The organism is Nocardioides sp. YIM 152315 (assembly GCF_029210375.1).
Classification (GTDB): Bacteria; Actinomycetota; Actinomycetes; order Propionibacteriales; family Nocardioidaceae; genus Nocardioides.
In genome coordinates this window covers 60916-82084 of sequence record NZ_JARGER010000013.1, presented here as the reverse complement: position 1 = coordinate 82084, position 21169 = coordinate 60916, and the positions used below count along the sequence as shown (strand labels likewise).

Below are 21169 nucleotides of genomic sequence, written 5' to 3'. Positions count from 1 at the left end.
GCCGGGCCACTGCGCACCACTCTGCGCGGCCACCGGCCCTCGGGCAATCGTCCGTCCGGGTGGTCCCGGGGCGCCCGTCTCGACCAAAACGAGAACGTGTTCTAGTATTGTTCCTGTTCGTCCACGTGACAGGAGAAGCGATGTCCCAGGCTGTTCTCGACGGCGTCCGTGACCTGCTGCCCGGCATCCGGGAGCGGGCCGACGAGGCCGAGCGACTCCGCGTGGTGCCGGAGGCCTCGATCAAGGAGCTGGAGGAGGTCGGGTTCTTCCGGCTGCTCCAGCCGAAGCGGTTCGACGGCCTCGAGGCCGACCCCGTCGACTTCTACACCGCGGTGCGTGACATCGCCGGGGCGTGCGGCTCGACCGGCTGGGTCTCCAGCGTGGTCGGCGTGCACCCGTGGCAGGTCGCGCTCTTCCCCGACGAGGCGCAGCAGGCGGTCTGGGGCGACGACTCGACGACCCGGCTCAGCTCGTCCTACGCCCCGACCGGCAAGGCGCGGCTGACCGACGGCGGCTACCTCCTGTCCGGCAAGTGGAGCTTCTCCTCCGGCTGCGACCACTGCAGCTGGGTGCTGCTGGGCGGCCTGGTCTTCAACGACGAGGGCAGCGTGGTCGACTTCAAGACCTTCCTCGTGCCGCGCGAGAGCTACACCATCGTCGACGTCTGGCACATGGTCGGCCTCTCGGGCACCGGCTCCAACGACGTCGTCGTCGACGAGGTGTTCGTGCCCGAGGCGTTCACGCTGTCGATGGGCGACACCGGTCGCTGCTTCGGGCCCGGGCAGGAGCACAATCCGTCCGACCTCTACAAGCTGCCCTTCCACTCGATCTTCACCGGCACCATCACCACGCCGATCATCGGGATGGCGAGGGGCGCCTACGCCGAGCACGTCGAGATGCAGCAGAAGCGGGTGCGGGCGGCGTACCTCGGCGAGAAGGCGTCGCTCGACCCGTTCGCCGCCGTGCGCATCGCGAAGGCCTCCTCGGAGATCGACGCCGCGTGGGCGCTGCTGGTCAGCAACATCCGCGAGGAGCAGGCCCACGTGGCCAAGGGCGAGAAGATCCCGCTCGGGCTGCGGCTGAGGGTCCGGCGCGACCAGGTGCTCGGCACCCAGCGGGCGATCGACGCCATCGACTCGCTGTTCGAGGCCTCGGGTGGTCGCGCGCTCACGAACGGCACCTACCTCCAGCGGGCCTGGCGCGACGCCCACGCGGGCCGCGTGCACGCCGCGAACGACCCGGAGCGAGCGTTGCAGATGTACGGCGCGCACGAGTTCGGGCACAAGGTCGACCCGGGGATGTACTGACCGATGGCGGACTACTCGCAGGAGGGCACCCGGCGCTCGACCAAGGTGCTGGACATCACCCTCAACCACTACGAGGCCGGCCCTGAGACCGGGGAGCGGGGTGACGTCGGCGGTGGCCTGCCGCTCGTGATGCTGCACGGCGGCGGCCCCGGCGCGTCGGCGTGGTCGAACTTCGGGCGTGCGCTGCCCCACTTCGCCACGACGTTCCGCACGCTGCTCGTCGACCAGCCCGGCTTCGGCGGCTCCGACAAGCCGCCGGTGGTCGGCAACTACTACCGCCACGCGGCCGACCACGTCGTCGCACTGCTCGACGAGCTCAGCATCGAGCGCGTGCACCTGCTCGGCAACAGCCTCGGCGGCGGCACAGCGATGCGTCTGGCGCTCACGCACCCCGATCGCGTCGGGCGGCTGGTCCTGATGGGTCCGGGCGGGCTGTCGCTCAACCTCTTCCACGCAGACCCGACCGAGGGGGTGCAGAGACTGATGGACTTCAGCGCCGAGCCGACCCGGGAGAACCTCCGCGCCTTCATCTCCACGATGGTGGTCAACCAGGAGCTCGTGACCGAGGAGCTCGTCGAGGAGCGCTTCGCCGACGCGACCGCGCCGGGTGCGCAGGACGCGATGCGGTCGATGGGAATGTCGTTCTGGCACCCCGAGACCGCCGAGGACGGCATGCTCTGGCGCGAGGCGCACCGGCTGCGCAAGCACACGCTGCTGACCTGGGGCCGCGAGGACCGCGTCAACCCGCTCGACGGCGCCTTCGCCGCCCTCAAGCTGATCCCGAAGGCGCAGCTGCACGTCTTCCCCAACTGCGGGCACTGGGCGCAGATCGAGGCCGCGGAGGAGTTCGCGGAGATCTCGACCGCGTTCCTCGGTCGTTACCACGGCGAGAAGGGTTGACCCGTGACCGCCGCAACCATAGATGGTGATTGGAGTCGGCCTTGATCGAGATCAAGTCCATGGGCTACGTGCGCGTGGCCAGCACCGACCTGTCGCAGTGGGAGACCTTCGCCGGCAAGGTGCTCGGCCTCGCGGCCGGTCGCGGCCCGAACCCGGACCACCAGTACTGGCGCATCGACGAGGTCTCCGCACGGCTCGTGGTCTTCCCCTCCGACGCCGACCAGCTCTCGTGCGTCGGGTGGGAGGTCGCCGACCACCGGGCGCTCCAGGAGGCCCGCGAGCACCTGCAGAAGGCCGGCGTGGACTTCGAGGAGGGCACCAGGGAGGAGCTCGACGAGCGCCGGGTGCAGGAGCTGGTGCGCTTCTCCGACCCGTTCGACAACGTCTTCGAGCTCTTCCACGGCATCACCTACGAGTCGCGGCCGGTCGTCACGCCGTACGCCGCGAAGTTCGTCACCGGCGACCAGGGGATGGGCCACATCGTGCTGCCGGTCACCGACGACGTGGAGGCGCTGCGGTTCTACGCCGACGTGCTCGGCTTCCGGCTGCGCGACTCGATGAGCATGCCGGGGGAGTTCGTCGGCAAGGAGCCGGGCTCCAAGGTGTGGCTGCGCTTCCTCGGGGTCAACCCGCGGCACCACTCGCTGGCGTTCCTGCCGATGCCCAACCCGTCCAAGTGCGTGCACATCATGCTCGAGGTCGACGAGCTCGACCACGTGGGCCGCGCGCTGGAGCGGGTGCGCAAGCACCAGGCGCCGCTGTCGGCGACGCTCGGCCGGCACATGAACGACGAGATGATCTCCTTCTACGTGAAGTCGCCCGGCGGCTTCGACGTGGAGTTCGGCACCGACGGCCTCACCGTCGACGACGCGCGCTGGGTGGCCCGCGAGTCGACCGCCGTGTCCTACTGGGGGCACGACTTCGGCGCCGGAGCGCAGTGAGACCGCACTCGTGCCTCAGGCCCCGAGTGGGAACATCGGTCTCATGAGCTCCGAACCCAGCCACGAGATCCCCGAGGGGATGAGCCCCGACGCCCGGGAGACCTGGCCGAGCCCGGAGCTGATCATCTCCTGGCTCGGTGACCAGGAGGTCGACTTCGAGTTCCGGCCGGGCGAGGACGTCGCGGTCCACGACGACCCGGAGGCGGTCTACGCCGCACGGCGCTTCCGCGACGTCCTCGGTCGCTTCGCCTCGGGGGTCACCGTGGTCACCGGCGTCAGCAACGACGAGCCGGTCGGCCTGACCTGCCAGTCCTTCTCGAGCGTCTCCCTCGATCCGCCGCTGGTGCTCTTCATCCCGGCCAAGACGTCGCGGGCGTGGCCGCTGATCCAGCGCTCCGGCAAGTTCTGCGTCAACTTCCTCGGAGCCGACCAGGCCGAGGTCTCGAACACGATGGCCAGCCGCGGCACCGACAAGTTCGCCGACGTGAAGTGGAGCCCGTCGCCGCAGACCGGGTCGCCGCTGCTCGAGGGTGCGCTCGCCCACGTCGACTGCGCGATCCACGCCGTCCACGAGGCCGGCGACCACTACGTGGTCATCGGCCGGGTGCTCGACCTGGTCACCGACGACGGCGTCGAGGGCGCCGACGCGGACCTGGACCCGCTGCTGTTCTACCGAGGCGAGTACCGCACCACCGACCCGCGCTGACGTCGCAGTCGCTCAGACCAGGGACCGCAGCCGGTCCAGCAGCGAGTCCTTGACGGCCTGGGCCACGGCCGGCTCGATCTGCTCGTTCAGGGCCTGCTGGTCGTCGACGTTCGCCAGCAGCTCGCGCAGGTCGATGTCCTCGATCGCGCGGGTGAGGACGTCGTCGGTGTGCAGGGCCGAATCGATGACGGAGTCCGGGATCGCGCGGATCAGGGTCTCGAGGAACTCGTTGAGGTCGGCCTGGTCGAGGGCGTCGTCGACGAGGGCCGACGCCGGCGGCAGGGTGCCGTCGGCCGCCATCCGGTCGACGGCGGTCAGCAGCCCGTCCTGCAGCGCCTCGACCTCGGCGTCCGTCGGCGGCCCGCCGCGGGCGAGGTCGAGCGTGAGCGCCTCGCGACTGGTGTCGAGGCTGCACGCGGCCTCGTCGAGACCGATCAGCACGAGCTGCTCGGTGAGCGCGTCGATCCCCTCCGACCGGGACGTGATCGGGCGCTCGACGCAGGGGTCTGCCGGCTCGAGCGGCTCGAAGGTGCCGCCGCCGTACGCGAGCTGGACGCCGAGCATGGTGCCGACCAGGACGAGGGCGATCACCGGCAGGGCGAGGATCCGGAGGCTCATGACCGCCTCCGCAACGGAGGCACGACCACGACGAGGAGCGCGAGGAGGGCGAGGCCGGCGCCGACGACGAAGGAGTCGCGGAAGGCGTGGGTCGCGGCCCGCTCGAGCTGGTCGTCGAGGTCGGCCTCGAGCTCGGCGAGCGCGGCCTGGTCCGCGGGGTCGACCGGGGTGGCCTCGAAGGCTGCGTGCAGGTCCGGCACCTGACCCTGCTGGTCGACCAGCAGCTCGCCGAGTGCGCGGGCCAGGTCGACCTTGGTCTGCGCCGGCAGCGGGGCGTCGAGCACGAGCGCCGTGATCGCCTCCTCGGCCGGGGTCTGGGCGTCCTCGAGGTCCGCGGTGAAGATCGGCGTCAGGATCGCCAGCCCGACGACGACGCCGAGGTGGCGGGCGCTGATGGTCCAGCTCGCGTGCTCGACCCGCGGCTGGCGCAGGTGCACGGCCTGCACGGTCAGCTGGTCGACGGTGAGGCCGAGCCCGAGACCGATGAGCGCCTGGGGCGCGACGGTCCAGGCGAGCTCGGCCGACGGCAGCAGCGCGAGACCGCCGAGCCCACCGGCGACCAGGAAGCACCCGGCGCCGACCTCGACCGCGGCCGGCGGACGCAGCAGACGCGCGAGCGGGCGGGCGGCGAGGGCTCCGACCGGCACCACGGACACAGCCACCGCCGCGGTCGCCGGCGAGTGGCGCCAGCCGTCCACCAGGAGCAGGACCAGCAGGAACAGGGCGGCGGTCAGCGCGGCCGACAGCAGCGCGAGCGTGAGGTTGGGGCGGACGGCGGGACGATGCCGGGCGAACGCCGGCCCGGCCGCCGGCGGTGGCCCGTCGCGCACCGCCAGGGCGGCCGGCACCGCGAGCACGGCGAACGGCACCTGCACCGCGAAGATCGCCTCCCACGAGAACGCCTGGGTCAGCAGGCCGCCGGCGACGGGCCCGGTGGCCGTGCCGACCACGCCGGCCGAGATCCAGGTGGCGATGCCGCGGCGCTCGCCGTACAGGACGACGAGAAGCTCGAGGCACCCGACCAGCGCGAGCGCACCGCCGACCGCCTGCAGGCACCGGGCCGCGATCAGCACCTCGATCGACCGCGCCACCGCGCACCAGGCCGACGACGTGGCGAAGACCGCGATGCCGACCGCGGCGAGGACCCGCGGCCGGGCCCGGCGGAAGCCGATGGCCGTCGGGACCGCGACCAGTCCCAGCACGAGGTTGAACGAGAGCAGCACCCACGCGACCTGGGCGACCGTCGTGTCGAGGTGGAAGAGGATGTCGGGCAGCGCCAGCGTGACGATCGCGGAGTCCGCGAGCACGAGCGCCACCGCCACCGCGATGAGAGGAGCCACGGCGCGACGCACGCCGTCATCCTCGCAGCACGGCGCCGCGATGGCCTCCGCTCGTGCTCGAACCGGCCCCGACTATCGCCGACCGTCGAGGGTCACGGCCGCCCGGTGCTCCTGGGCGGACCCGAAGAGCTGGCCGAGGGCGTGGGCGCGCTTGAACACGAGGTGTGCGTCGTGCTCCCAGGTGATCGCGATGCCGCCGTGCAGCTGCACCGTCTCGCCCGCGATCCGGGCGAGCGCATCGGTGCAGTAGGACTTCGCGACGTGGGTGAGCTGGTCGGCGTCCTCGGCGTGGGTGGCGACGGCGTACGCCGCGGCCCAGGACGCCGATCGAGACATCTCGGCCAGCACGAGCATGTCGGCCATCCGGTGCTTGAGGGCCTGGAAGGAGCCGATCGGGCGGCCGAACTGCACCCGCTCCCTGCTGTAGCCGACCGTCATGTCGAGCGCGCGGGCGGCGAGCCCGGTGGCCAGTGCCGCGCAGCCGGCCGCACCCACCTGCCGGGCCCGTTGGCGGGCGGCCGGGCCGTCGCCGATGCGGGTCGCGACGGAGAGGTCGGCGCGCACGGTGGCGAGCCGGAGGGTCTGGTCCATCGACGGGGTCCACGTGGCCTCGGGGTCCGACACCTCGAAGAGGCCGTCGTCGGTGGCGACGACGACGATCGACGCGAGGTCGCCGTCGAGCACCGGGGCGTCGCCGTCGACGAAGGCGGCGACCTGACCGGCGGCGATTCGCGGCAGCAGGCGGGCACGGGCTTCCTCGTCGGCACCCGCGAGCAGCGCCTCGGAGACGACCAGGGACGACAGCAGCGGAGACGGCGCCAGGGACCGGCCGATCTCCTCGAGCACGAGCGCGGTCTCGAACAGCGACGCGCCGAACCCGTCATGCTCCTCGGGGATGTTGAGCGCGGCGACGCCGATCTGCTCGCAGAGCGTCGACCACAGCGCCTCGTCGTATCGCGGCACGCGGGCGTCGGCACGCCTGTCGAGCAGCGAGCGGACGGTCGAGGCCAGCTCCCGCTGCTCCTCCGAGAGCGCGAACTCCATCAGCTCGCCCCCAGCTGCTGGAGGATCCGGCCGCGATGGAAGTCCGGCGTGCCCCAGGCGGTCACGAGTGCGCGGATCTTGGTGATCCAGACGCTGAGGTCGAACTCCGCGGTGTAGCCGATCGCGCCGTGCACCTGGAGTCCCGTGCGGGAGGCGAGGTACGCCGCGTCGCCGGCCGCGACCTTGGCCGCCGACACCTCGACCGCCCCGAGCGCGGCGCCGTGGACGAGCGGACGGGCGAAGTCGAGCGCGATCCGCACATCGGCCAGCGCGTGCTTGATCGCCTGGTAGGAGCCGATCTCGCGGCCGAACTGCTTGCGCTGCTGGACGTAGGTGACCGAGTCGGCCAGCACCCGCTCGCCGGCGCCGAGGAGCTGCGCTGCGGTCGCCAGCACCGCCAGGTCGAACCCCGCCCGGCTGGGCTCACCCTGCCCGGAGACGTCGAAGAGCCGGCGGGTGCGGTCCACGGAGAGGTGCAACTCGCCGACGGAACCGGCCGGCGTGTCGCCGATGTACACCTGGTCGGCGACATCGGCGTCGAGCGCATAGGGCACGTGCGGCGGCACCGCCACCGTCGCGACGCGCTCGACCTCACGGCCGAGCGCGACCGGCAGGTACGCCGCGGACTCGACCCACGGTCCCGGCACGGCGTGCCGGCCGAGCGCCTCGAAGGCGACCGCCACCTCGACCGGGGTAGCGTCGGTGGCCAGCGAGAGCACGCCGAGCTCCGCGAGCCGGGCCCACAGCTTCAGCCCGGGGCCGTGGTCGCCGTCGGCCCAGGCGCGAGCGGCCGCCACGGTGTCGGCGCTGGAGAGCAGCGACTCCAGGGCCGCCGCGAAGTCGCGCTGGTCGTCGTCGAGCACGAACTTCATCGGCGGGGCTCCTTCGGCAGGCCGAGGATGCGTTCGGCCACGATGTTGCGCTGGATCTCGTTGGTGCCGGCGTAGATCGGACCCGCGAGCGAGAACGTGTAGCCGTCCAGCCACAGGGACTCGAGCTCGGCCTCCGGTCCGAGGAGGTCGAGCGCGGTCTCGTGCAGCGCCACGTCGAGCTCGGACCAGAAGACCTTGTTGACCGACCCGGCCGCGCCGAGGTCGCCCCCGCCCGCGAGTCGGGTGACCGTGCCCCACGTGTAGAGGCGGTAGGCCTGCGCCTTGATCCACGCGTCGACCACGGCGTCGGCGCTCGCGGCGGGCGGCCGCGGCGTACGACGGTAGAGGTCGACGAGGCGGTCGGCGGCCGCACAGAAGCGGCCGGGGGAGCGCAGCGACAGCCCGCGCTCGTTGCCGGCGGTCGACATCGCGACCCGCCAGCCGTCGCCGGGGGCGCCGAGCACGTCGGAGTCGGGCACGAAGACGTCCTCGAAGAAGATCTCGGCGAAGCCGGCCTCGCCGTCGAGCTGCGCGATCGGGCGCACGGTGATGCCGTCGGCGTCGAGCGGGAAGAGGAAGTAGGTCAGCCCCTGGTGGCGGGCGACGCTCGGCTCGACCCCTGCGACGCCGGAGCGGAAGAGCCCGAAGCCCCAGTGCGCGAACGAAGCGCGCGACGACCAGGTCTTCTGGCCGTTGAGGATCCAGCCGCCGCGCTCGTCGTCGCGGCGCGCGGTCGAGCGGAGCGAGGCGAGGTCGGAGCCGGCCTCGGGCTCGGACCAGCACTGCGCCCAGATCGTCTCGCCGGTCGCCATCGAGGGCAGGAAGCGGTCCTGCTGCTCCTTCGTGCCGTGGTCGAAGATGATCGGGGAGAGCAGGAAGATCCCGTTCTGGGAGACCCGGCCGGGCGCGCCGGCGCGGTAGTACTCCTCCTCGAAGATCACCCACTCGACCAGCGACGCGCCGCGGCCGTGGAACTCCTCCGGCCACGACACGACCGCCCAGCGGGCGTCGGCGAGCGCGTGCTCCCACTCCTGGTGGGCGACGAACCCCTCGGCGGTGTCCATGGAGGGGAGCGGCTCGCTCGGCACGTGGGCCGCCAGCCACTCCCGCGCCTCGGCCTGGAAGGCGAGCTCGCTCTCGGACAAGGTCAGGTCCACGGGGTCTCCTGTCGGGTGCGGGGGTTTCGAGACGGTTGCTGCGCAACCTCCTCAACCACCGGCGACGGTTGAGGAAGGCGTGCTGGCGCCTGCCCTTCGAGACGGTTGCTGCGCAACCTCCTCAGGAACCATCTCGAAACCCCGGAGAGCCGGGCGTCGGCCTCAACCACGGCGCAGCTCTGTCTTCAGCACCTTGCCGGACAGGTTGCGGGGGAGACCGTCCACGAGCTCGACGTGCCGGGGCACCTTGAAGTTGGCGAGGCGCCCCTTCGCGAAGGCGACCACGTCGTCGGGCGTGACGGCGCCGACGACGTACGCCTTGCCGACCTCGCCCATCCGCTCGTCGGGCACGCCGACGACGGCGACGTCGTCGACGCCATCCATCCGCAGGAGCGCCTGCTCGACCTCGGCGGGATAGACGTTGAAGCCGCCCGAGATGTACATGTCCTTGATGCGGTCGGTGATCGTGATGTTGCCCTGCGCGTCGATCGTCGCCACGTCACCGGTGTGGAGCCAGCCGTCCGCGTCGATCGCCGCGGCGGTGGCCTCGGGGTCGTCCAGGTAGCCGAGCATCACGTAGTCGCCACGCACCAGCAGCTCGCCCTGCTCTCCCTCCGGCGCGTCGACGCGCACCTCCATGCCCGGGATCGCCCGGCCGCATGTGTTCGCCACGAGGTCGGCCGGGTCGCCGTCACGCGCCATGGTGACCACGACCGCCTCGGTCATGCCGAACGCCGTGACCACCTGGTCGACGCCGAGGCCCTCGGGGGCCGCCGCGCGGGTGCGCTCGATCAGCACCACCGGCACGACGGACGCGCCGGTCACGGCGAGCCGCAGCGACGACAGGTCGAAGTCCGGGCGGCGGGGGGCCGCCAGCAGCGACTGGTAGATGGTCGGCGAGCCGGGGATGACCGTGATCCGGGCGGACTCGATGAGGCGCAGGGTCGCGTCGACGTCGAACGTCGTGACCGGGTAGAGCGTCGCGCCGGTGCACAGGCCCGTGATGATGCCGACCTTGTAGCCGAACGTGTGGAAGAAGGGGCTGATCACGAGGTACTGGTCGTCCGCGGTCACGCCGCCGAGCTCGCCCCAGGTGTCGGCCACCCCGACCGTCTGCCGGTGCGCGGTCATCGCGCCCTTGGGACGACCGGTCGTGCCCGAGGTGAAGAGGATGTCGGCGACGTCGTCGGGGGAGACCGCCTCGGCGACCGCGTCGATGTCGCCGGGCTCGACCTCGACCGCCGCGAGGGCGCCGAGGTCGATGACCTCCCGCACGCTCGGCAGGTCGCTCGCGGCCCGGAGGTCGGCGATCTGGGTCCGGCCGAGGAAGCCGTCCGAGACCACGGCGAGGACCGCCCCGGTGCGGTCGACCAGCTCGGCGACCTCGTGTCCGGTGTAGCGGGAGTTGGCCGGCACCAGCGTGCCGCCGGCGTAGGTCACGGCCAGCGCGGCGACCACCCAGTCGGTGCTGTTGGGTGCCCACACGACGACCCGGCCACCGGGCCCGAGCCCGCGGTCGCGGTAGCCCGCCGCCGTACGGCGGACCCTCTCCAGCAGCTCGGCGAACGACGTCACGACGTCGCCCTCGACGTACGCTGCCTTGTCGCCGTAGCGGTCCGCGGCGGCCCGCAGCACGCCGGGAATTGTGCGGATCATGTCACCTCCATCGCCGTACCAAGCAAGTGCTTGGTAGGCTACCACCCGTGGACCTGACCTACTCCGACGAGGACCAGGCGTTCCGTGCCGAGGTGCGGGCCTGGCTCGAGGAGCACCTCACCGGCGAGTGGGCCGCGCTGCGCGGTCTCGGCGGCGCCGGACGCGACCACGAGGCGCACGACGAGCGCGTCGCGTGGAACCGGCTGCTCGCCGAGCACGGCTGGACCTGCGTCGGCTGGCCGGAGGAGCACGGCGGCCGCGGGCTCAGCCTGACGCAGCAGGTGATCTTTCACGAGGAGTACGCGAAGGCCGATGCGCCGGTCCGCGTCAACCACCTCGGCGAGGAGCTGCTCGGCCCGACGCTGATGGCGTTCGGCACCGACGCGCAGAAGGAGCGGTTCCTGCCGAAGATCGTCGCGGTCGAGGAGCTCTGGGCGCAGGGCTACTCCGAGCCCGACGCGGGCTCCGACCTCGCCAACGTGCAGACCAGGGCGCGCCTCGACGGCGACGACTGGGTCGTCGACGGGCAGAAGGTGTGGACCTCGAACGCGCACTTCAGCCAGTGGGCGTTCGTCGTGTGTCGCACCGAGCCGGGCTCCGAGCGCCATCACGGGCTCTCCTTCCTGCTCGTGCCGCTCGACCAGGACGGCGTCGAGGTCCGGCCGATCGAGCAGCTGACCGGCGGCTCGGAGTTCAACGAGGTCTTCTTCACGGGGGCGCGTACGTCGGCCGACCTCGTCGTCGGCGACCCGGGCGCGGGCTGGAAGGTCGCGATGGCGCTGCTCGGCTTCGAGCGCGGCGTGTCGGTGCTGGCCCAGGTCGTCGGGTTCGCCCGCGAGCTCGACGGGGTCGTCGACCTCGCGAGGTCGAACGGCGCCATCGACGACCCCGTCCTGCGCGACCGGCTGGCCGGACTCAAGGTCGAGCTCGACGTGATGCGCGCCCAGGCGATGCGCGGCCTCTCCACCGACGACGCGGCGGGGCCGTCCGTCTTCAAGCTCGTCTGGGCCAACTGGCACCGGCGCCTGGGCGAGGTCGCGATGGACGTCCTCGGCGCCGACGGCCTCACCACGGCCTCCGCCGACGGCTCCGAGGCCGCCTACGACCTCGGTCGCTGGCAACGACTCTTCCTCTTCGCGCGCGCCGACACCATCTACGGCGGCAGCGACGAGGTGCAGCGCAACATCCTCGCCGAGCGCGTGCTCGGCCTACCCCGGGAGGCACGCGGATGACCGCTCCCCAGTACGTGACCGGACACGACCTGCTGGCCGGCAAGGTGGTCGCCGTGACGGCCGGCGCAGGCGCGGGCATCGGCGCGTCCGTCGTACGGCGGTCCCTCGAGGAGGGCGCGCGGGCGGTGGTGTTCAGCGACACCCACGAGCGCCGGCTCGCGGAGGCCGAGGCGGCGCTGGGCGAGGAGTTCGGCGCCGACCGGGTCCGTCAGCTGGTCTGCGACGTCACCGACGAGGCTCAGGTGGCGGCGTTCCTGGACGTGGCCGACGAGTTCGGCGGCGTCGACGTGATGGTCAACAACGCCGGCCTCGGTGGCACCGCGAGCATCCTGGAGATGACCGACGAGCAGTGGGCGAAGGTCCTCGACATCACGCTCACCGGCACGTTCCGGTGCATCCGGGCCGCCGGACAGCGGATGGTCGCCGCCGGCAAGCCCGGTGTGATCGTCAACAACGCGTCGGTGGTCGGCTGGCGAGCGCAGGAGGGCCAGGCCCACTACGCCGCCGCGAAGGCCGGTGTGATGGCGCTGACCCGCTGCGCGGCGATGGACCTGGCGCCGCACGACATCCGAGTCAACGCGGTCTCGCCCAGCCTCGCGATGCACCCGTTCCTCGCCAAGGTGACCTCCGACGAGCTGCTCGACGAGCTGACCGGCCGGGAGGCGTTCAAGCGGGCGGCGGAGCCGTGGGAGGTCGCGAACGTGATGGTCTTCCTGGCGAGCGACTACTCGTCGTACCTCACCGGTGAGGTCGTGTCCGTGAGCAGTCAGCATGCCTGAGCAGACGACGGCCACCCGCCGCGACGAGCTCCTCGGCATCGCCGCGCGGCTCTTCGCCGACAAGGGCTTCAAGAACACCACGGTCCGCGACATCGCGGACGCGGCCGGCATCCTGTCGGGGAGCCTCTACCACCACTTCGACTCCAAGGAGTCGATGGTCGACGACATCCTCCAGACGTTCCAGGCCGAGCTGTTCGCGGCGTACGACGACGTGCTCGCCAGCGACGACGACGCGCGCACGAAGATCGAGCGCGCCGTGCGCCTGTCCTTCGCGGCCATCGACCAGAACCCGCACGAGGTCGCGATCTTCCAGAACGAGGCCGACTACCTGGGCGGCTTCCCGCGCTTCGGCTACCTCGCCGAGCGCAACGCCCAGTCCCGCAACGTGTGGATGACGCTGTTGACCGAGGGCGTCGAGAGTGGCGCGCTGCGCGCCGACCTCGACGTCACGCTGACCTACCGGTTCATCCGCGACACCGTCTGGGTCGCGGTGCGCTGGTACCGACCGGGCGGCGGCCTCTCCCACGAGGCCATCGCCGACCAGTACCTGACGATTCTCCTGGATGGGATTGCTCATGAGTGAGCGCAGCGAACGAATCATTCGATACAGCCTGACGTGTGCCTCATGCGCGCACGGAGCGAAGCGAGTACGCGCATGAGCGTGGCCTACATCATCGACGCGGTGCGCACCCCCGTGGGCAAGCGCGGAGGCGCGCTCGCCGGCGTGCACTCCGCCGACCTCGGCGCGCACACGCTCGCCGCTCTGGTACGCCGTACCGGCGTCGACCCGGCCGCCGTCGACGACGTGATCCTCGGCTGCTGCGACACGATCGGCTCCCAGGCGGGCGACGTCGCGCGTACGGCGTGGCTGGTCGCGGGGCTGCCCGACCACGTGCCGGGCGTGACCATCGACCGGCAGTGCGGGTCGTCGCAGCAGGCGGTGCACTTCGCCGCCCAGGGCGTGATGTCGGGCACCCAGGACCTCGTGGTCGCCGGGGGAGTGCAGAACATGAGCGCGATCCCGATCTCCGCCGCGATGCTCGTCGGCCAGCAGTACGGCTTCACCACACCGTTCGCCGAGTCCCCCGGCTGGCAGGCGCGATACGGCGACCAGGAGGTCAGCCAGTTCCGCTCCGCCGAGATGATCGCGGAGAAGTGGGACATCTCGCGGCAGGAGATGGAGGAGTTCGCGCTCGCCTCCCACGAGCGCGCGCGCAGCGCGATCTCGGCGGGACGGTTCAAGGACGAGGTCGAGGCCGTGACGCTGCCCGACGGCACCGTCTTCGACACCGACCAGTGCCCGCGCGAGACGTCGATGGAGAAGATGGCCGGGCTCGAGCCGCTCGCGCCGGGAGGCCGCATCACGGCCGCGGTGGCCTCGCAGATCTGCGACGCCTCGGCGGCGATCCTCGTCGCGTCGCAGCGGGCGGTCCGCGACCACGGCCTGGAGCCGCGGGCCCGGATCCACCACCTGTCGGTGCGCGGCGACGACCCGGTCTGGATGCTCACCGGCCCGATCGGTGCGACGAAGCACGCGCTCGCCCGGACCGGGCTCTCGATCGACGACATCGACGTCTTCGAGTGCAACGAGGCCTTCGCGTCGGTTGTGCTCGCGTGGATGAAGGAGACCGGCGCCCCGCACGACAAGGTCAACGTCAACGGGGGCGGCATCGCCCTCGGCCACCCGATCGGCGCCACCGGCGCCCGCCTGATGACCACGATGCTCGCCGAGCTCGAGCGCACCGGCGGCCGCTACGGGCTCCAGACGATGTGCGAGGGCGGCGGCCAGGCCAACGTCACGGTCATCGAACGGCTGTAGCCCTGCGTCTAGTGCCGCGCGTCGGAAGTTCTTGTGCGCTTCGCGCACACATGGCACGCGCTCTGCTGCGTTGCCGAAGCTCGCGAGACGGGCGGGTATGGCGTCGCTCCGGCGCCTTGCAGCGCACGCACCCTGAGCACGCCAACCGTTCAACAACATCCGACGCACGACACTAGGACAGGGTCAGGAAAAGCCCCACGATGCCGGGGATGACGCCGAGCAGCAGCCACGCGGAGAGCATCGACTTCTGGTGGATGGCGCGGAAGACCACCACGGCCAGGACGCCGAACGCCGCCGCGACCAGGTTGAGGCCCACCTGCGCGTCCGTGCGGGACTCGTCGACGTACATGGCGGCGATCACGAGGCCGACCGCCAGGTGCGCGATCGTCGTCGCGGCGAGCACGGAGAGCACCCACTTCTGCACGGGCTCGAGGTGCATCGGGCCGGATCCGCTGTCCCTGATCGTCTCCCGGCGGAGGTTGTCCGGGTCCATCAGGTGGCGGGGGCGCTTGCGGGGGCGCGCCTGCTGGTCGTCCACGACGTCCATTGTCCCCGGGTGGTCTGGTACCCGCGTGATCGGGGTCAGGAGCCGGGTCAGGTGATGCGCAGCCCGAAACTCGGGTGCGGACGCGCCGGTCGCCGGGTCATCCTCGTGCGGTGGAGATCCTGCAGGTCGCGCCGTCGGACACCGACGGCGTCCGACGCCTCGTCGCGGTCACGAACGCCGCCCGCGCGGTCGACGCCCCCTGGGTGCATCCGACGACCGAGCACGCGTGCGCCGGAGAGCTCAGGTGGGGCTGGGACGGCGAGCCGGCGACGGCGTACCTCGCCACTGTCGGCGGCGTCGACGTGGGTGCGGCACGCTACGAGACGTCGACGTACGACAACCTGCACCTCGCGTGGCTCGAGGTCGAGGTCGTGCCGACGCAGCGTCGGCGCGGCCACGGGAGCGCGCTCCTCGCCTGCCTGATCGAGCGGGCGCGCGCGGACGGGCGTACGACGGTCGGCGCCGCGTCGTGGGACGCCGCGGCGCCGGTGGCGCTCGCCGACCGGCTGGGATTCGAGCAGCGGGCGGTCGAGGTGCACCGCCGTCAGTACGTCGCGGACCTCGACCGAGCGGCGCTCGACGAGCTCCACGCCGACGCGCTGCCGCACGCGGCCGACTACGAGCTCGTGCGCTGGCTGTCCCGGACGGCCACCGACGACCTCGGCGCGCTGGCGGGCCTGACGGCGGCGATCAACGACGCGCCCAACGACGACCTCGACGTCGAGGACGAGGTGTTCACGCCGGATCGGATCGCGGCCTACGAGAGGGCTTGGGCCGAGCGCGGGCACCGATTGCGCCGGGTGGTCGCCCGGCACCGGCACACCGGCGAGCTCGCGGGGCAGAGCGTCGTGGCGGTGGACGGGGAGCGGCCCGAGCTCGCCGAGCAGCACGACACGTCGGTCGTGGGCGCCCACCGCGGCCACCGCCTCGGGCTGCTGCTCAAGCTCGAGGTGCTGCGCTGGCTGGCCGAGGCGGAGCCGCAGGTGCGCGAGATCGACACCTGGAACGCCGAGTCCAACGGCCACATGATCGGGGTCAACGAGCTGCTCGGCTACCGCGTGATGGAGCGGGTGCTGGACTTCCAGCGGTCGGTCTAGCGCCGGAGGACGTACGACGAGGTCCGGCGCAGCTCCTCGGCCGCCTGGATGACGATGCGGTCGACCAGCTCCTCGCAGGTGGGCAGGTCGTCGATGACGCCGACGACCTGGCCGCTCGCGAGCACGCCGGCGGAGGTGTCGCCGTCGACGAGGCCGGCCTTGAGCATCATCGGGGTGTTGGCGGCGAGCGCCATCTGCGCGAGCGTGCGTCCCTGGGCCTTCTTCATGGCACGCCCGTCCCTGGCGAGCCCGAGCCACGACATCCCGGTGGTGCGCTTGAACTCCATGGTCCGGCGCAGCGTCGGGCCCATCCGCTTCCACGCGCCCGAGTCCTCGAGCTCCGCGACCAGGTCGGTGCGCAGCATCCGGTGCGGCATGCCGTCGACCTTCGCGGTCACGACGGTGTCGGTCAGTCCGCGGTCGAGGTAGAGGCGCTTGACCGCGTCGGGCACGGCGGAGTCCTGGGTCAGCAGGAAGCGCGTGCCCATGCCGACCCCGGCCGCGCCGTACGACAGCGCGGCCGCGAGGCCGCGTCCGTCGAAGAAGCCGCCGGCCGCGACGACGGGGATGTCGACGGCGTCGAGCACGGTCGGGAGCAGCAAGGTCGTCGGCACCGGCCCGGTGTGGCCGCCGCCCTCACCGCCCTGCACCATGACGGCGTCGGCGCCCCAGGAGGCGACCTTGACGGCGTGCTTGGCCGCGCCGATCGACGGCATCACGACGATGTCGTGCTCCTTGAGCTTCGCGATCAGCTCCGGCTTGGGGGCGAGCGCGAACGACGCCACCTTGACGCCGTGCTCGATGAGCAGCCGGCAGCGGTCGGGGGCGTCGGCGGCGTCGGCGCGCAGGTTGACGCCGAAGGGGTGGTCGGTGCGGCTCCTCACCTCGACGATGGCCTTCTCGAGCTCGTCGAAGGTCATCGTGGCACTGGCCAGGATGCCGAGACCGCCGGCGTTGGCGGTGCCGCTGACCAGGCGGGGGCCGGAGACCCAGCCCATCCCGGTCTGCACGACCGGGTGGCGGACACCGGTCAGCTCCGTGAACGGCGTCTTCAGGAGCTGGTCGATCATGCGTCCGGCACCTCCTTGAAGCGCAGGCCTCTCGGGTCGAGCATCTCCTTGATGAGGACCTGCTCCTCCGTCGTCGGCTCGCGGGTGGTGGGGAGGTCGCTCGGCACGTCGAGCTCGAAGCCGGTCGCCTCGCGCACCTCGTCGACCGTGACACCTGGGTGCACGCTGAGCAGGCGCAGCGTGTCGCCGGCGCCCGTGACGTCGAAGACCGCGAGATTGCTGACGATCCGGTGGATGTCGTTGTGGCGGGCGGCCGCCGGGCCCGCCTGCTTGGCGAGCCTGGGACCGACGCCGGAGACGATGTCGACCCGCTCGACGAAGACGCGGGGGGAGTGCTTGGGCACCCAGTACGACGTCCGGTTGTTGACCGTGTTGCCCGGCGCGCCGCGACTCCCGAGGAGCTGCCGCTTGGGCTGCTTCCAGTCGCCGATGGCGGAGATGTTCTGGTTGCCGTGCCGGTCGACCTGGGTCGCGCCCATCATCACGTGGCGCTTGCCGTAGGCCACCACGTCGAAGACCCGCCGGAAGGGGATCCAGCCCTCGACCACGTCGCCCTTCGCGTTGAGCGGCGGCACGCCGGCGAGGAAGAGCGACTCTCCGTCGGAGATCACGAGGTCTGGGTTGCTCGTCAGCTTCGCGAGGCGCACGCCCAGCATCGGCAGCAGCCCCATCGGGCTGGCGAAGATCTCGCCGTCGTCCTTGAACGCGTCCGCGATCGCCGCGGCGCACACGTCTGCGCGGGTCATGCCTGCTCCTCCCCGAACGCCTCGACCGCGGCCTGGTAGGCGGCCTCGTCGCCGCCCAGGAAGCGCTCCTCGAACGCCGCCCAGTCCTCGTCGCTGCCGGACGCCGCTGCGGCGTACGCCCGCTGGAACCTCTCGTCCCGCTCGTAGTCGGGCGTGCAGGTAGTGAAGTGCGCGCCGTGCGGGGTCTCGACGACGCCGCTGACCATCATCCGGCTGAGCAGCAGCCGCTGCACCGGCGCGTCGACCGTGAGGCCCGCGGTGTCGACGACCTGCTCGCAGGAGACGTAGGCGCGATCGGCGGCCATGCAGAAGAGATCGTCGAAGTAGGGGTCCGGACCGAGGTACGTCGCGTTGCCGTGCTGGTCGGCGCGGTTCATGTGCACCAGGGCGGCGTCGAGGTTCAACGCGGGCACGGCGACGAGCTCTTCCCCACTCTGCCCATCAGAGGGGGCGTACGGGCTGGTCACCGTCTTGATCCACGGCTGGTTGACCAGCACGTCGGAGCCGAGCCCGGCTCGCATGGGAAGGAAGGGCAGCCGCTGCGCGGCGGCCTGCAGGCCGGCCTGGAACATGCCCTCGTCGAGCTCGACGAGCTCGGGGATGGTGCCGTCCTGGCGGGCCCTCTGGAAGTTCGGCTCCAGCGGCACCGAGTCGAGGGAGACGAAGGCGAAGACGAGCTTGCGGATCTTGCCGGCGCGGGCCAGGAGGCCGACGTCGGCGCCGCCCCAGCTGACGATCGTCAGGTCCCTCAGGTCGCTGCGGAGGATCGCCCGGACCAGCGCCATCGGCTTGCGGCGCGCGCCCCAGCCGCCGATGCCGATGGTCATCCCGTCCTTCAGCTCGCCGACGACCTCGTCGATCGACATCCGCTTGTCGCGTGGTCCCTTGCTCATCGCTTGCTCTTGTCCGTTCCCGCGAACTCGTCGCGCAGCTCGTCGCTGACACCGGCGAGGTTGAGCTCGAAGGTGAACCCCTGCTCGAACCGGTAGCTCTTGTTGACGTCGACCGGGTCGATGCCGTTGAGCGCCTCCTTGGCGGCGCGGATGACCCGCGTGTCCTTGGCGGCGATCTCGCCGGCGACCTTCAGGGCGGCGTCGTCGAGCCGGTCGCGCGGGACCACCTCCAGCACGCTGCCGAACTGCACCAGCTCCGACGCCTTGATGGTGCGGGCGGTGAAGTAGAGCGTGCGCATCATGTGCTGGGGCACGAGCCGCGCCATGTGGGTGGCCGCACCGAGGGCGCCCTGGTTGACCTCGGGCACGCCGAGGTAGGCGTCGTCGCTCGCGACCACGCAGTCGGCGTTGCCCACCAGGCCCACGCCGCCGCCGAGGCAGAAGCCGTTGACGGCCGCGATCACCGGCACCGCGCACTCGTAGACCGCCTTGAACGCCGCGTAGCAGCCCCTGTTGGCGCCGACGAGGGCGTCGAACCCGGACGTGTGCTGCATCTCCTTGATGTCGACGCCCGCGTTGAAGCCGCGGCCCTCGGCGCGGAGCACGACGACCTTGGTGTCGAGGTCGGTCGCGGCGTCGTCGAGCGCTCCGGCGACGTCGTACCAGCCCTGGACGGTCAGCGCGTTGACCGGAGGGTGGTCCATCGTCACCACCCGGATCCCGTCGGCGCGGAGCTCGGAAGTGATGGCCATGTCGGCCAACCTAGCATTTGCTTGGTACGGTGGTCCGCATGTCACTGGCTCTGGACCTCACCGGGCGCGTCGCGCTCGTCACCGGCGGCGCCCGCGGGATCGGCCTCGGGATCACGCACGCGCTGCTCTCCGCGGGGGCGTCCGTCGTGACCTGCTCGCGATCCGACGTCGAGCCGGTGCCGGGCACGGCGCACCGGGTCTGCGACGTCCGCGACCCGGAGGCAGTGCAGGCGCTGGTGAGCTGGACGGTCTCCGAGCTGGGCCGGCTCGACGTGCTCGTGAACAACGCCGGGGGCGCGCCGGTGTCCGACGCGGCGACCGCGTCGCCGCGCTTCCACGAGAAGATCGTGGGCCTGAACCTCCTGGGTCCGCTGGCCTGTGCGCAGGCGGCCAACGCCGTGATGCAGGAGCAGGACTCGGGGGGCTCGATCGTCAACATCTCGTCGATCTCGGCGAGCCGACCGGCGCCGACGATCGCGGCGTACGCCGCGGCGAAGGCGGGCCTCGACTCGCTGACCGCGTCGCTGGCGATGGAGTGGGCGCCGAAGGTGCGCGTGAACTCGATCGCCGTCGGCCTGTGCCGGACCGAGCACACCGACGACCACTACGGCGACGACGCGTCGGTCGCCGCGATCGAGCGGACCATCCCGCTCGGCCGGATGGCCCGGCCCGACGAGGTCGGGCACGTGGCGACGTTCCTCGCGAGCGACCTCGCGTCGTACGTCTCGGGTGCGACCGTCGGCTGTCACGGCGGGGGAGAGCCGCCCGCCTTCCTCCTGGTGCAGAAGGGACTCTGAATGAGCAACATCCTCGAGGGTCGCGTCGCGATCGTCACCGGCGCCGGCCGCGGCATCGGCCGGGCGCACGCGCTCGAGCTGGCCCGACACGGTGCCGCGGTGGTCGTCAACGACTACGGCGTCTCCATCGCCGGCGAGGGCACGGGGGAGACCCCCGCCGAGTCGGTGGTCGCCGAGATCTCGGCGGCGGGTGGCCGCGCGGTGGTGAACACCGCCGACGTCGCGGACTTCGCGGAGGCCGAGGCGATGGTGCGGCAGGCGATCGACACGTTCGGCGGGCTCGACATCCTGGTCAACAACGCCGGATTCGTGCGCGACCGGATGCTCGTCAACACCGCGGAGGAGGAGTGGGACGCCGTCGTCCGGGTGCACCTCAAGGGGCACTTCGCCCCGCTGCGCCACGCCGGCGCCTACTGGCGCGCCGAGGCCAAGGACGGACGCCAGCGGGCCGCCCGCGTGATCAACACGTCGTCCGGCGCCGGCCTCCAGGGGTCGGTCGGCCAGACGACGTACTCGGCCGCCAAGGCGGGCATCGCCGCCATGACGCTGGTCGCCGCCCAGGAGATGGGCCGCTACGGCGTGACCGTCAACGCCATCGCGCCGGTCGCCCGGACCCGGATGACCGAGGGCGCCTTCGACACCTCCGCCATGGCGCTGCCCGAGGACAACTCGCCGATCGTCGCCTGGCTCGCGTCCGAGGACGCCGGCGACGTCACCGGCCGGGTGATCGAGATCGACGGCAGCACGATGACCGTCGAGCTCGGCTGGCGCCACGGACCCGCGCACGACCTGGGCCGCAGGTGGGAGGCCGCCGAGGTCGGCCCCGCCCTGCGCGACCTCATCGCTCAGGGTCCCGACCCGGAGCCCGTCTACGGCGCCTAGCGGTGGGTGGGTGG

General features: G+C 71.9%; 22 protein-coding genes. 11 read left to right on the top strand and 11 right to left on the bottom strand.

Features of this window, described 5'->3' with window-relative positions; all coding sequences use genetic code 11:
- The first annotated feature begins 140 nt into the window (after positions 1 to 140).
- The 4 genes from hsaA to PZ894_RS03420 are packed head-to-tail and all read left to right on the top strand — an operon-like array spanning position 141 to position 3854.
- Positions 141 to 1307, top strand: coding sequence for a 3-hydroxy-9,10-secoandrosta-1,3,5(10)-triene-9,17-dione monooxygenase oxygenase subunit (gene hsaA / locus PZ894_RS03435; protein ID WP_275742500.1), 1167 nt, complete (start codon positions 141 to 143; stop codon positions 1305 to 1307).
- 3 nt (positions 1308 to 1310) lie between these two features.
- A complete protein-coding gene (gene hsaD, locus PZ894_RS03430) occupies positions 1311 to 2207 on the top strand; it encodes a 4,5:9,10-diseco-3-hydroxy-5,9,17-trioxoandrosta-1(10),2-diene-4-oate hydrolase (protein WP_275742498.1) in 897 nt (298 codons plus the stop codon).
- Positions 2208 to 2248: 41 nt separating this feature from the next.
- Positions 2249 to 3148: an iron-dependent extradiol dioxygenase HsaC gene (gene hsaC, locus PZ894_RS03425; protein ID WP_275742496.1), complete on the top strand. Its 900-nt coding sequence runs from the start codon at positions 2249 to 2251 to the stop codon at positions 3146 to 3148.
- A 43-nt stretch (positions 3149 to 3191) separates the two neighbouring features.
- The gene (locus PZ894_RS03420) at positions 3192 to 3854 is read left to right on the top strand and encodes a flavin reductase family protein (protein ID WP_275742494.1); all 663 of its coding nucleotides are present in this window, start codon (positions 3192 to 3194) and stop codon (positions 3852 to 3854) included.
- Between the two features lie 12 nt (positions 3855 to 3866).
- On the opposite strand, the gene PZ894_RS03415 is transcribed toward PZ894_RS03420, so the two are convergent.
- The 6 genes from PZ894_RS03415 to PZ894_RS03390 all read right to left on the bottom strand — a co-directional run bounded on the left by PZ894_RS03415 (position 3867) and on the right by PZ894_RS03390 (position 10541).
- Complete coding sequence (locus PZ894_RS03415; RefSeq protein WP_275742492.1) at positions 3867 to 4472, bottom strand: hypothetical protein; 606 nt, start codon at positions 4470 to 4472, stop codon at positions 3867 to 3869.
- Entirely contained in the window at positions 4469 to 5824 is a 1356-nt protein-coding gene (locus PZ894_RS03410; protein ID WP_275742490.1) for an MFS transporter, read from the bottom strand. Before PZ894_RS03410 ends, PZ894_RS03415 begins: the two co-directional genes overlap by 4 nt.
- 60 nt (positions 5825 to 5884) lie before the next feature.
- Entirely contained in the window at positions 5885 to 6856 is a 972-nt protein-coding gene (locus tag PZ894_RS03405; RefSeq protein ID WP_275742488.1) for an acyl-CoA dehydrogenase family protein, read from the bottom strand.
- Positions 6856 to 7728 carry an acyl-CoA dehydrogenase family protein gene (locus tag PZ894_RS03400; protein ID WP_275742486.1) on the bottom strand — a complete coding sequence of 291 codons (873 nt, stop codon included), beginning with the start codon at positions 7726 to 7728 and terminating at the stop codon, positions 6856 to 6858. Before PZ894_RS03400 ends, PZ894_RS03405 begins: the two co-directional genes overlap by 1 nt.
- Positions 7725 to 8885 (bottom strand): acyl-CoA dehydrogenase family protein, encoded by a 1161-nt coding sequence (locus tag PZ894_RS03395; RefSeq protein WP_275742484.1) that lies wholly within the window; start codon positions 8883 to 8885, stop codon positions 7725 to 7727. Before PZ894_RS03395 ends, PZ894_RS03400 begins: the two co-directional genes overlap by 4 nt.
- A gap of 162 nt (positions 8886 to 9047) precedes the next feature.
- The gene (locus tag PZ894_RS03390) at positions 9048 to 10541 is read right to left on the bottom strand and encodes an AMP-binding protein (protein ID WP_275742482.1); all 1494 of its coding nucleotides are present in this window, start codon (positions 10539 to 10541) and stop codon (positions 9048 to 9050) included.
- Positions 10542 to 10588: 47 nt separating this feature from the next.
- Here PZ894_RS03390 and PZ894_RS03385 point away from each other — a divergent pair, with 47 nt between their 5' ends.
- The 4 genes from PZ894_RS03385 to PZ894_RS03370 all read left to right on the top strand — a co-directional run bounded on the left by PZ894_RS03385 (position 10589) and on the right by PZ894_RS03370 (position 14371).
- Complete coding sequence (locus tag PZ894_RS03385) at positions 10589 to 11773, top strand: acyl-CoA dehydrogenase family protein (RefSeq protein WP_275742480.1); 1185 nt, start codon at positions 10589 to 10591, stop codon at positions 11771 to 11773.
- Positions 11770 to 12552, top strand: coding sequence for an SDR family oxidoreductase (locus PZ894_RS03380; protein ID WP_275742479.1), 783 nt, complete (start codon positions 11770 to 11772; stop codon positions 12550 to 12552). Before PZ894_RS03385 ends, PZ894_RS03380 begins: the two co-directional genes overlap by 4 nt.
- Entirely contained in the window at positions 12545 to 13135 is a 591-nt protein-coding gene (locus PZ894_RS03375) for a TetR/AcrR family transcriptional regulator (protein ID WP_275742477.1), read from the top strand. Before PZ894_RS03380 ends, PZ894_RS03375 begins: the two co-directional genes overlap by 8 nt.
- A gap of 72 nt (positions 13136 to 13207) precedes the next feature.
- Positions 13208 to 14371: an acetyl-CoA C-acetyltransferase gene (locus tag PZ894_RS03370; protein ID WP_275742475.1), complete on the top strand. Its 1164-nt coding sequence runs from the start codon at positions 13208 to 13210 to the stop codon at positions 14369 to 14371.
- A 172-nt stretch (positions 14372 to 14543) separates the two neighbouring features.
- Here PZ894_RS03370 and PZ894_RS03365 read toward each other — a convergent pair whose 3' ends face one another.
- A complete protein-coding gene (locus tag PZ894_RS03365) occupies positions 14544 to 14918 on the bottom strand; it encodes a hypothetical protein (RefSeq protein WP_275742473.1) in 375 nt (124 codons plus the stop codon).
- Between the two features lie 110 nt (positions 14919 to 15028).
- Between PZ894_RS03365 and PZ894_RS03360 the strand changes: the two genes are divergently transcribed.
- On the top strand, positions 15029 to 16015 hold the full coding sequence (locus PZ894_RS03360; protein WP_275742471.1) for a GNAT family N-acetyltransferase: 987 nt from the start codon (positions 15029 to 15031) through the stop codon (positions 16013 to 16015).
- Here PZ894_RS03360 and PZ894_RS03355 read toward each other — a convergent pair.
- Genes PZ894_RS03355 through PZ894_RS03340 form a run of 4 tightly spaced genes read right to left on the bottom strand, consistent with a single transcriptional unit; the run spans position 16012 to position 19476 of the window.
- Positions 16012 to 17085, bottom strand: a complete 1074-nt coding sequence (locus tag PZ894_RS03355; protein ID WP_275742469.1) for a nitronate monooxygenase — start codon at positions 17083 to 17085, stop codon at positions 16012 to 16014. The two genes, PZ894_RS03360 and PZ894_RS03355, sit on opposite strands and share 4 nt — an antisense overlap.
- Entirely contained in the window at positions 17082 to 17831 is a 750-nt protein-coding gene (locus tag PZ894_RS03350; RefSeq protein WP_275742467.1) for a CoA-transferase, read from the bottom strand. The genes PZ894_RS03355 and PZ894_RS03350 overlap by 4 nt, the downstream gene beginning before the upstream one ends.
- A complete protein-coding gene (locus PZ894_RS03345) occupies positions 17828 to 18724 on the bottom strand; it encodes a CoA-transferase (protein ID WP_275742465.1) in 897 nt (298 codons plus the stop codon). Before PZ894_RS03345 ends, PZ894_RS03350 begins: the two co-directional genes overlap by 4 nt.
- On the bottom strand, positions 18721 to 19476 hold the full coding sequence (locus tag PZ894_RS03340) for an enoyl-CoA hydratase family protein (RefSeq protein WP_275742463.1): 756 nt from the start codon (positions 19474 to 19476) through the stop codon (positions 18721 to 18723). Before PZ894_RS03340 ends, PZ894_RS03345 begins: the two co-directional genes overlap by 4 nt.
- 38 nt (positions 19477 to 19514) lie before the next feature.
- On the opposite strand from PZ894_RS03340, the gene PZ894_RS03335 reads away from it, so the two are divergent.
- Positions 19515 to 20273: an SDR family oxidoreductase gene (locus PZ894_RS03335; protein WP_275742461.1), complete on the top strand. Its 759-nt coding sequence runs from the start codon at positions 19515 to 19517 to the stop codon at positions 20271 to 20273.
- Positions 20274 to 21155, top strand: coding sequence for an SDR family oxidoreductase (locus PZ894_RS03330; protein ID WP_275742459.1), 882 nt, complete (start codon positions 20274 to 20276; stop codon positions 21153 to 21155).
- Positions 21156 to 21169: the final 14 nt, after the last annotated feature.

Bases quoted from the DNA above. Each gene is read 5' to 3' on its own strand.
- PZ894_RS03390 (WP_275742482.1), bottom strand. From the start codon at position 10,541: ATGATCCGCACAATTCCCGGCGTGCTGCGGGCCGCCGCGGACCGCTAC.
- PZ894_RS03330 (WP_275742459.1), top strand. From the start codon at position 20,274: ATGAGCAACATCCTCGAGGGTCGCGTCGCGATCGTCACCGGCGCCGGC.
- hsaA (WP_275742500.1), top strand. From the start codon at position 141: ATGTCCCAGGCTGTTCTCGACGGCGTCCGTGACCTGCTGCCCGGCATC.
- PZ894_RS03355 (WP_275742469.1), bottom strand. From the start codon at position 17,085: ATGATCGACCAGCTCCTGAAGACGCCGTTCACGGAGCTGACCGGTGTC.
- PZ894_RS03365 (WP_275742473.1), bottom strand. From the start codon at position 14,918: ATGGACGTCGTGGACGACCAGCAGGCGCGCCCCCGCAAGCGCCCCCGC.
- PZ894_RS03405 (WP_275742488.1), bottom strand. From the start codon at position 6,856: ATGGAGTTCGCGCTCTCGGAGGAGCAGCGGGAGCTGGCCTCGACCGTC.
- PZ894_RS03400 (WP_275742486.1), bottom strand. From the start codon at position 7,728: ATGAAGTTCGTGCTCGACGACGACCAGCGCGACTTCGCGGCGGCCCTG.
- PZ894_RS03370 (WP_275742475.1), top strand. From the start codon at position 13,208: ATGAGCGTGGCCTACATCATCGACGCGGTGCGCACCCCCGTGGGCAAG.
- hsaD (WP_275742498.1), top strand. From the start codon at position 1,311: ATGGCGGACTACTCGCAGGAGGGCACCCGGCGCTCGACCAAGGTGCTG.
- PZ894_RS03420 (WP_275742494.1), top strand. From the start codon at position 3,192: ATGAGCTCCGAACCCAGCCACGAGATCCCCGAGGGGATGAGCCCCGAC.
- PZ894_RS03415 (WP_275742492.1), bottom strand. From the start codon at position 4,472: ATGAGCCTCCGGATCCTCGCCCTGCCGGTGATCGCCCTCGTCCTGGTC.
- PZ894_RS03345 (WP_275742465.1), bottom strand. From the start codon at position 18,724: ATGAGCAAGGGACCACGCGACAAGCGGATGTCGATCGACGAGGTCGTC.
- PZ894_RS03350 (WP_275742467.1), bottom strand. From the start codon at position 17,831: ATGACCCGCGCAGACGTGTGCGCCGCGGCGATCGCGGACGCGTTCAAG.
- PZ894_RS03380 (WP_275742479.1), top strand. From the start codon at position 11,770: ATGACCGCTCCCCAGTACGTGACCGGACACGACCTGCTGGCCGGCAAG.
- PZ894_RS03340 (WP_275742463.1), bottom strand. From the start codon at position 19,476: ATGGCCATCACTTCCGAGCTCCGCGCCGACGGGATCCGGGTGGTGACG.
- PZ894_RS03375 (WP_275742477.1), top strand. From the start codon at position 12,545: ATGCCTGAGCAGACGACGGCCACCCGCCGCGACGAGCTCCTCGGCATC.
- PZ894_RS03335 (WP_275742461.1), top strand. From the start codon at position 19,515: ATGTCACTGGCTCTGGACCTCACCGGGCGCGTCGCGCTCGTCACCGGC.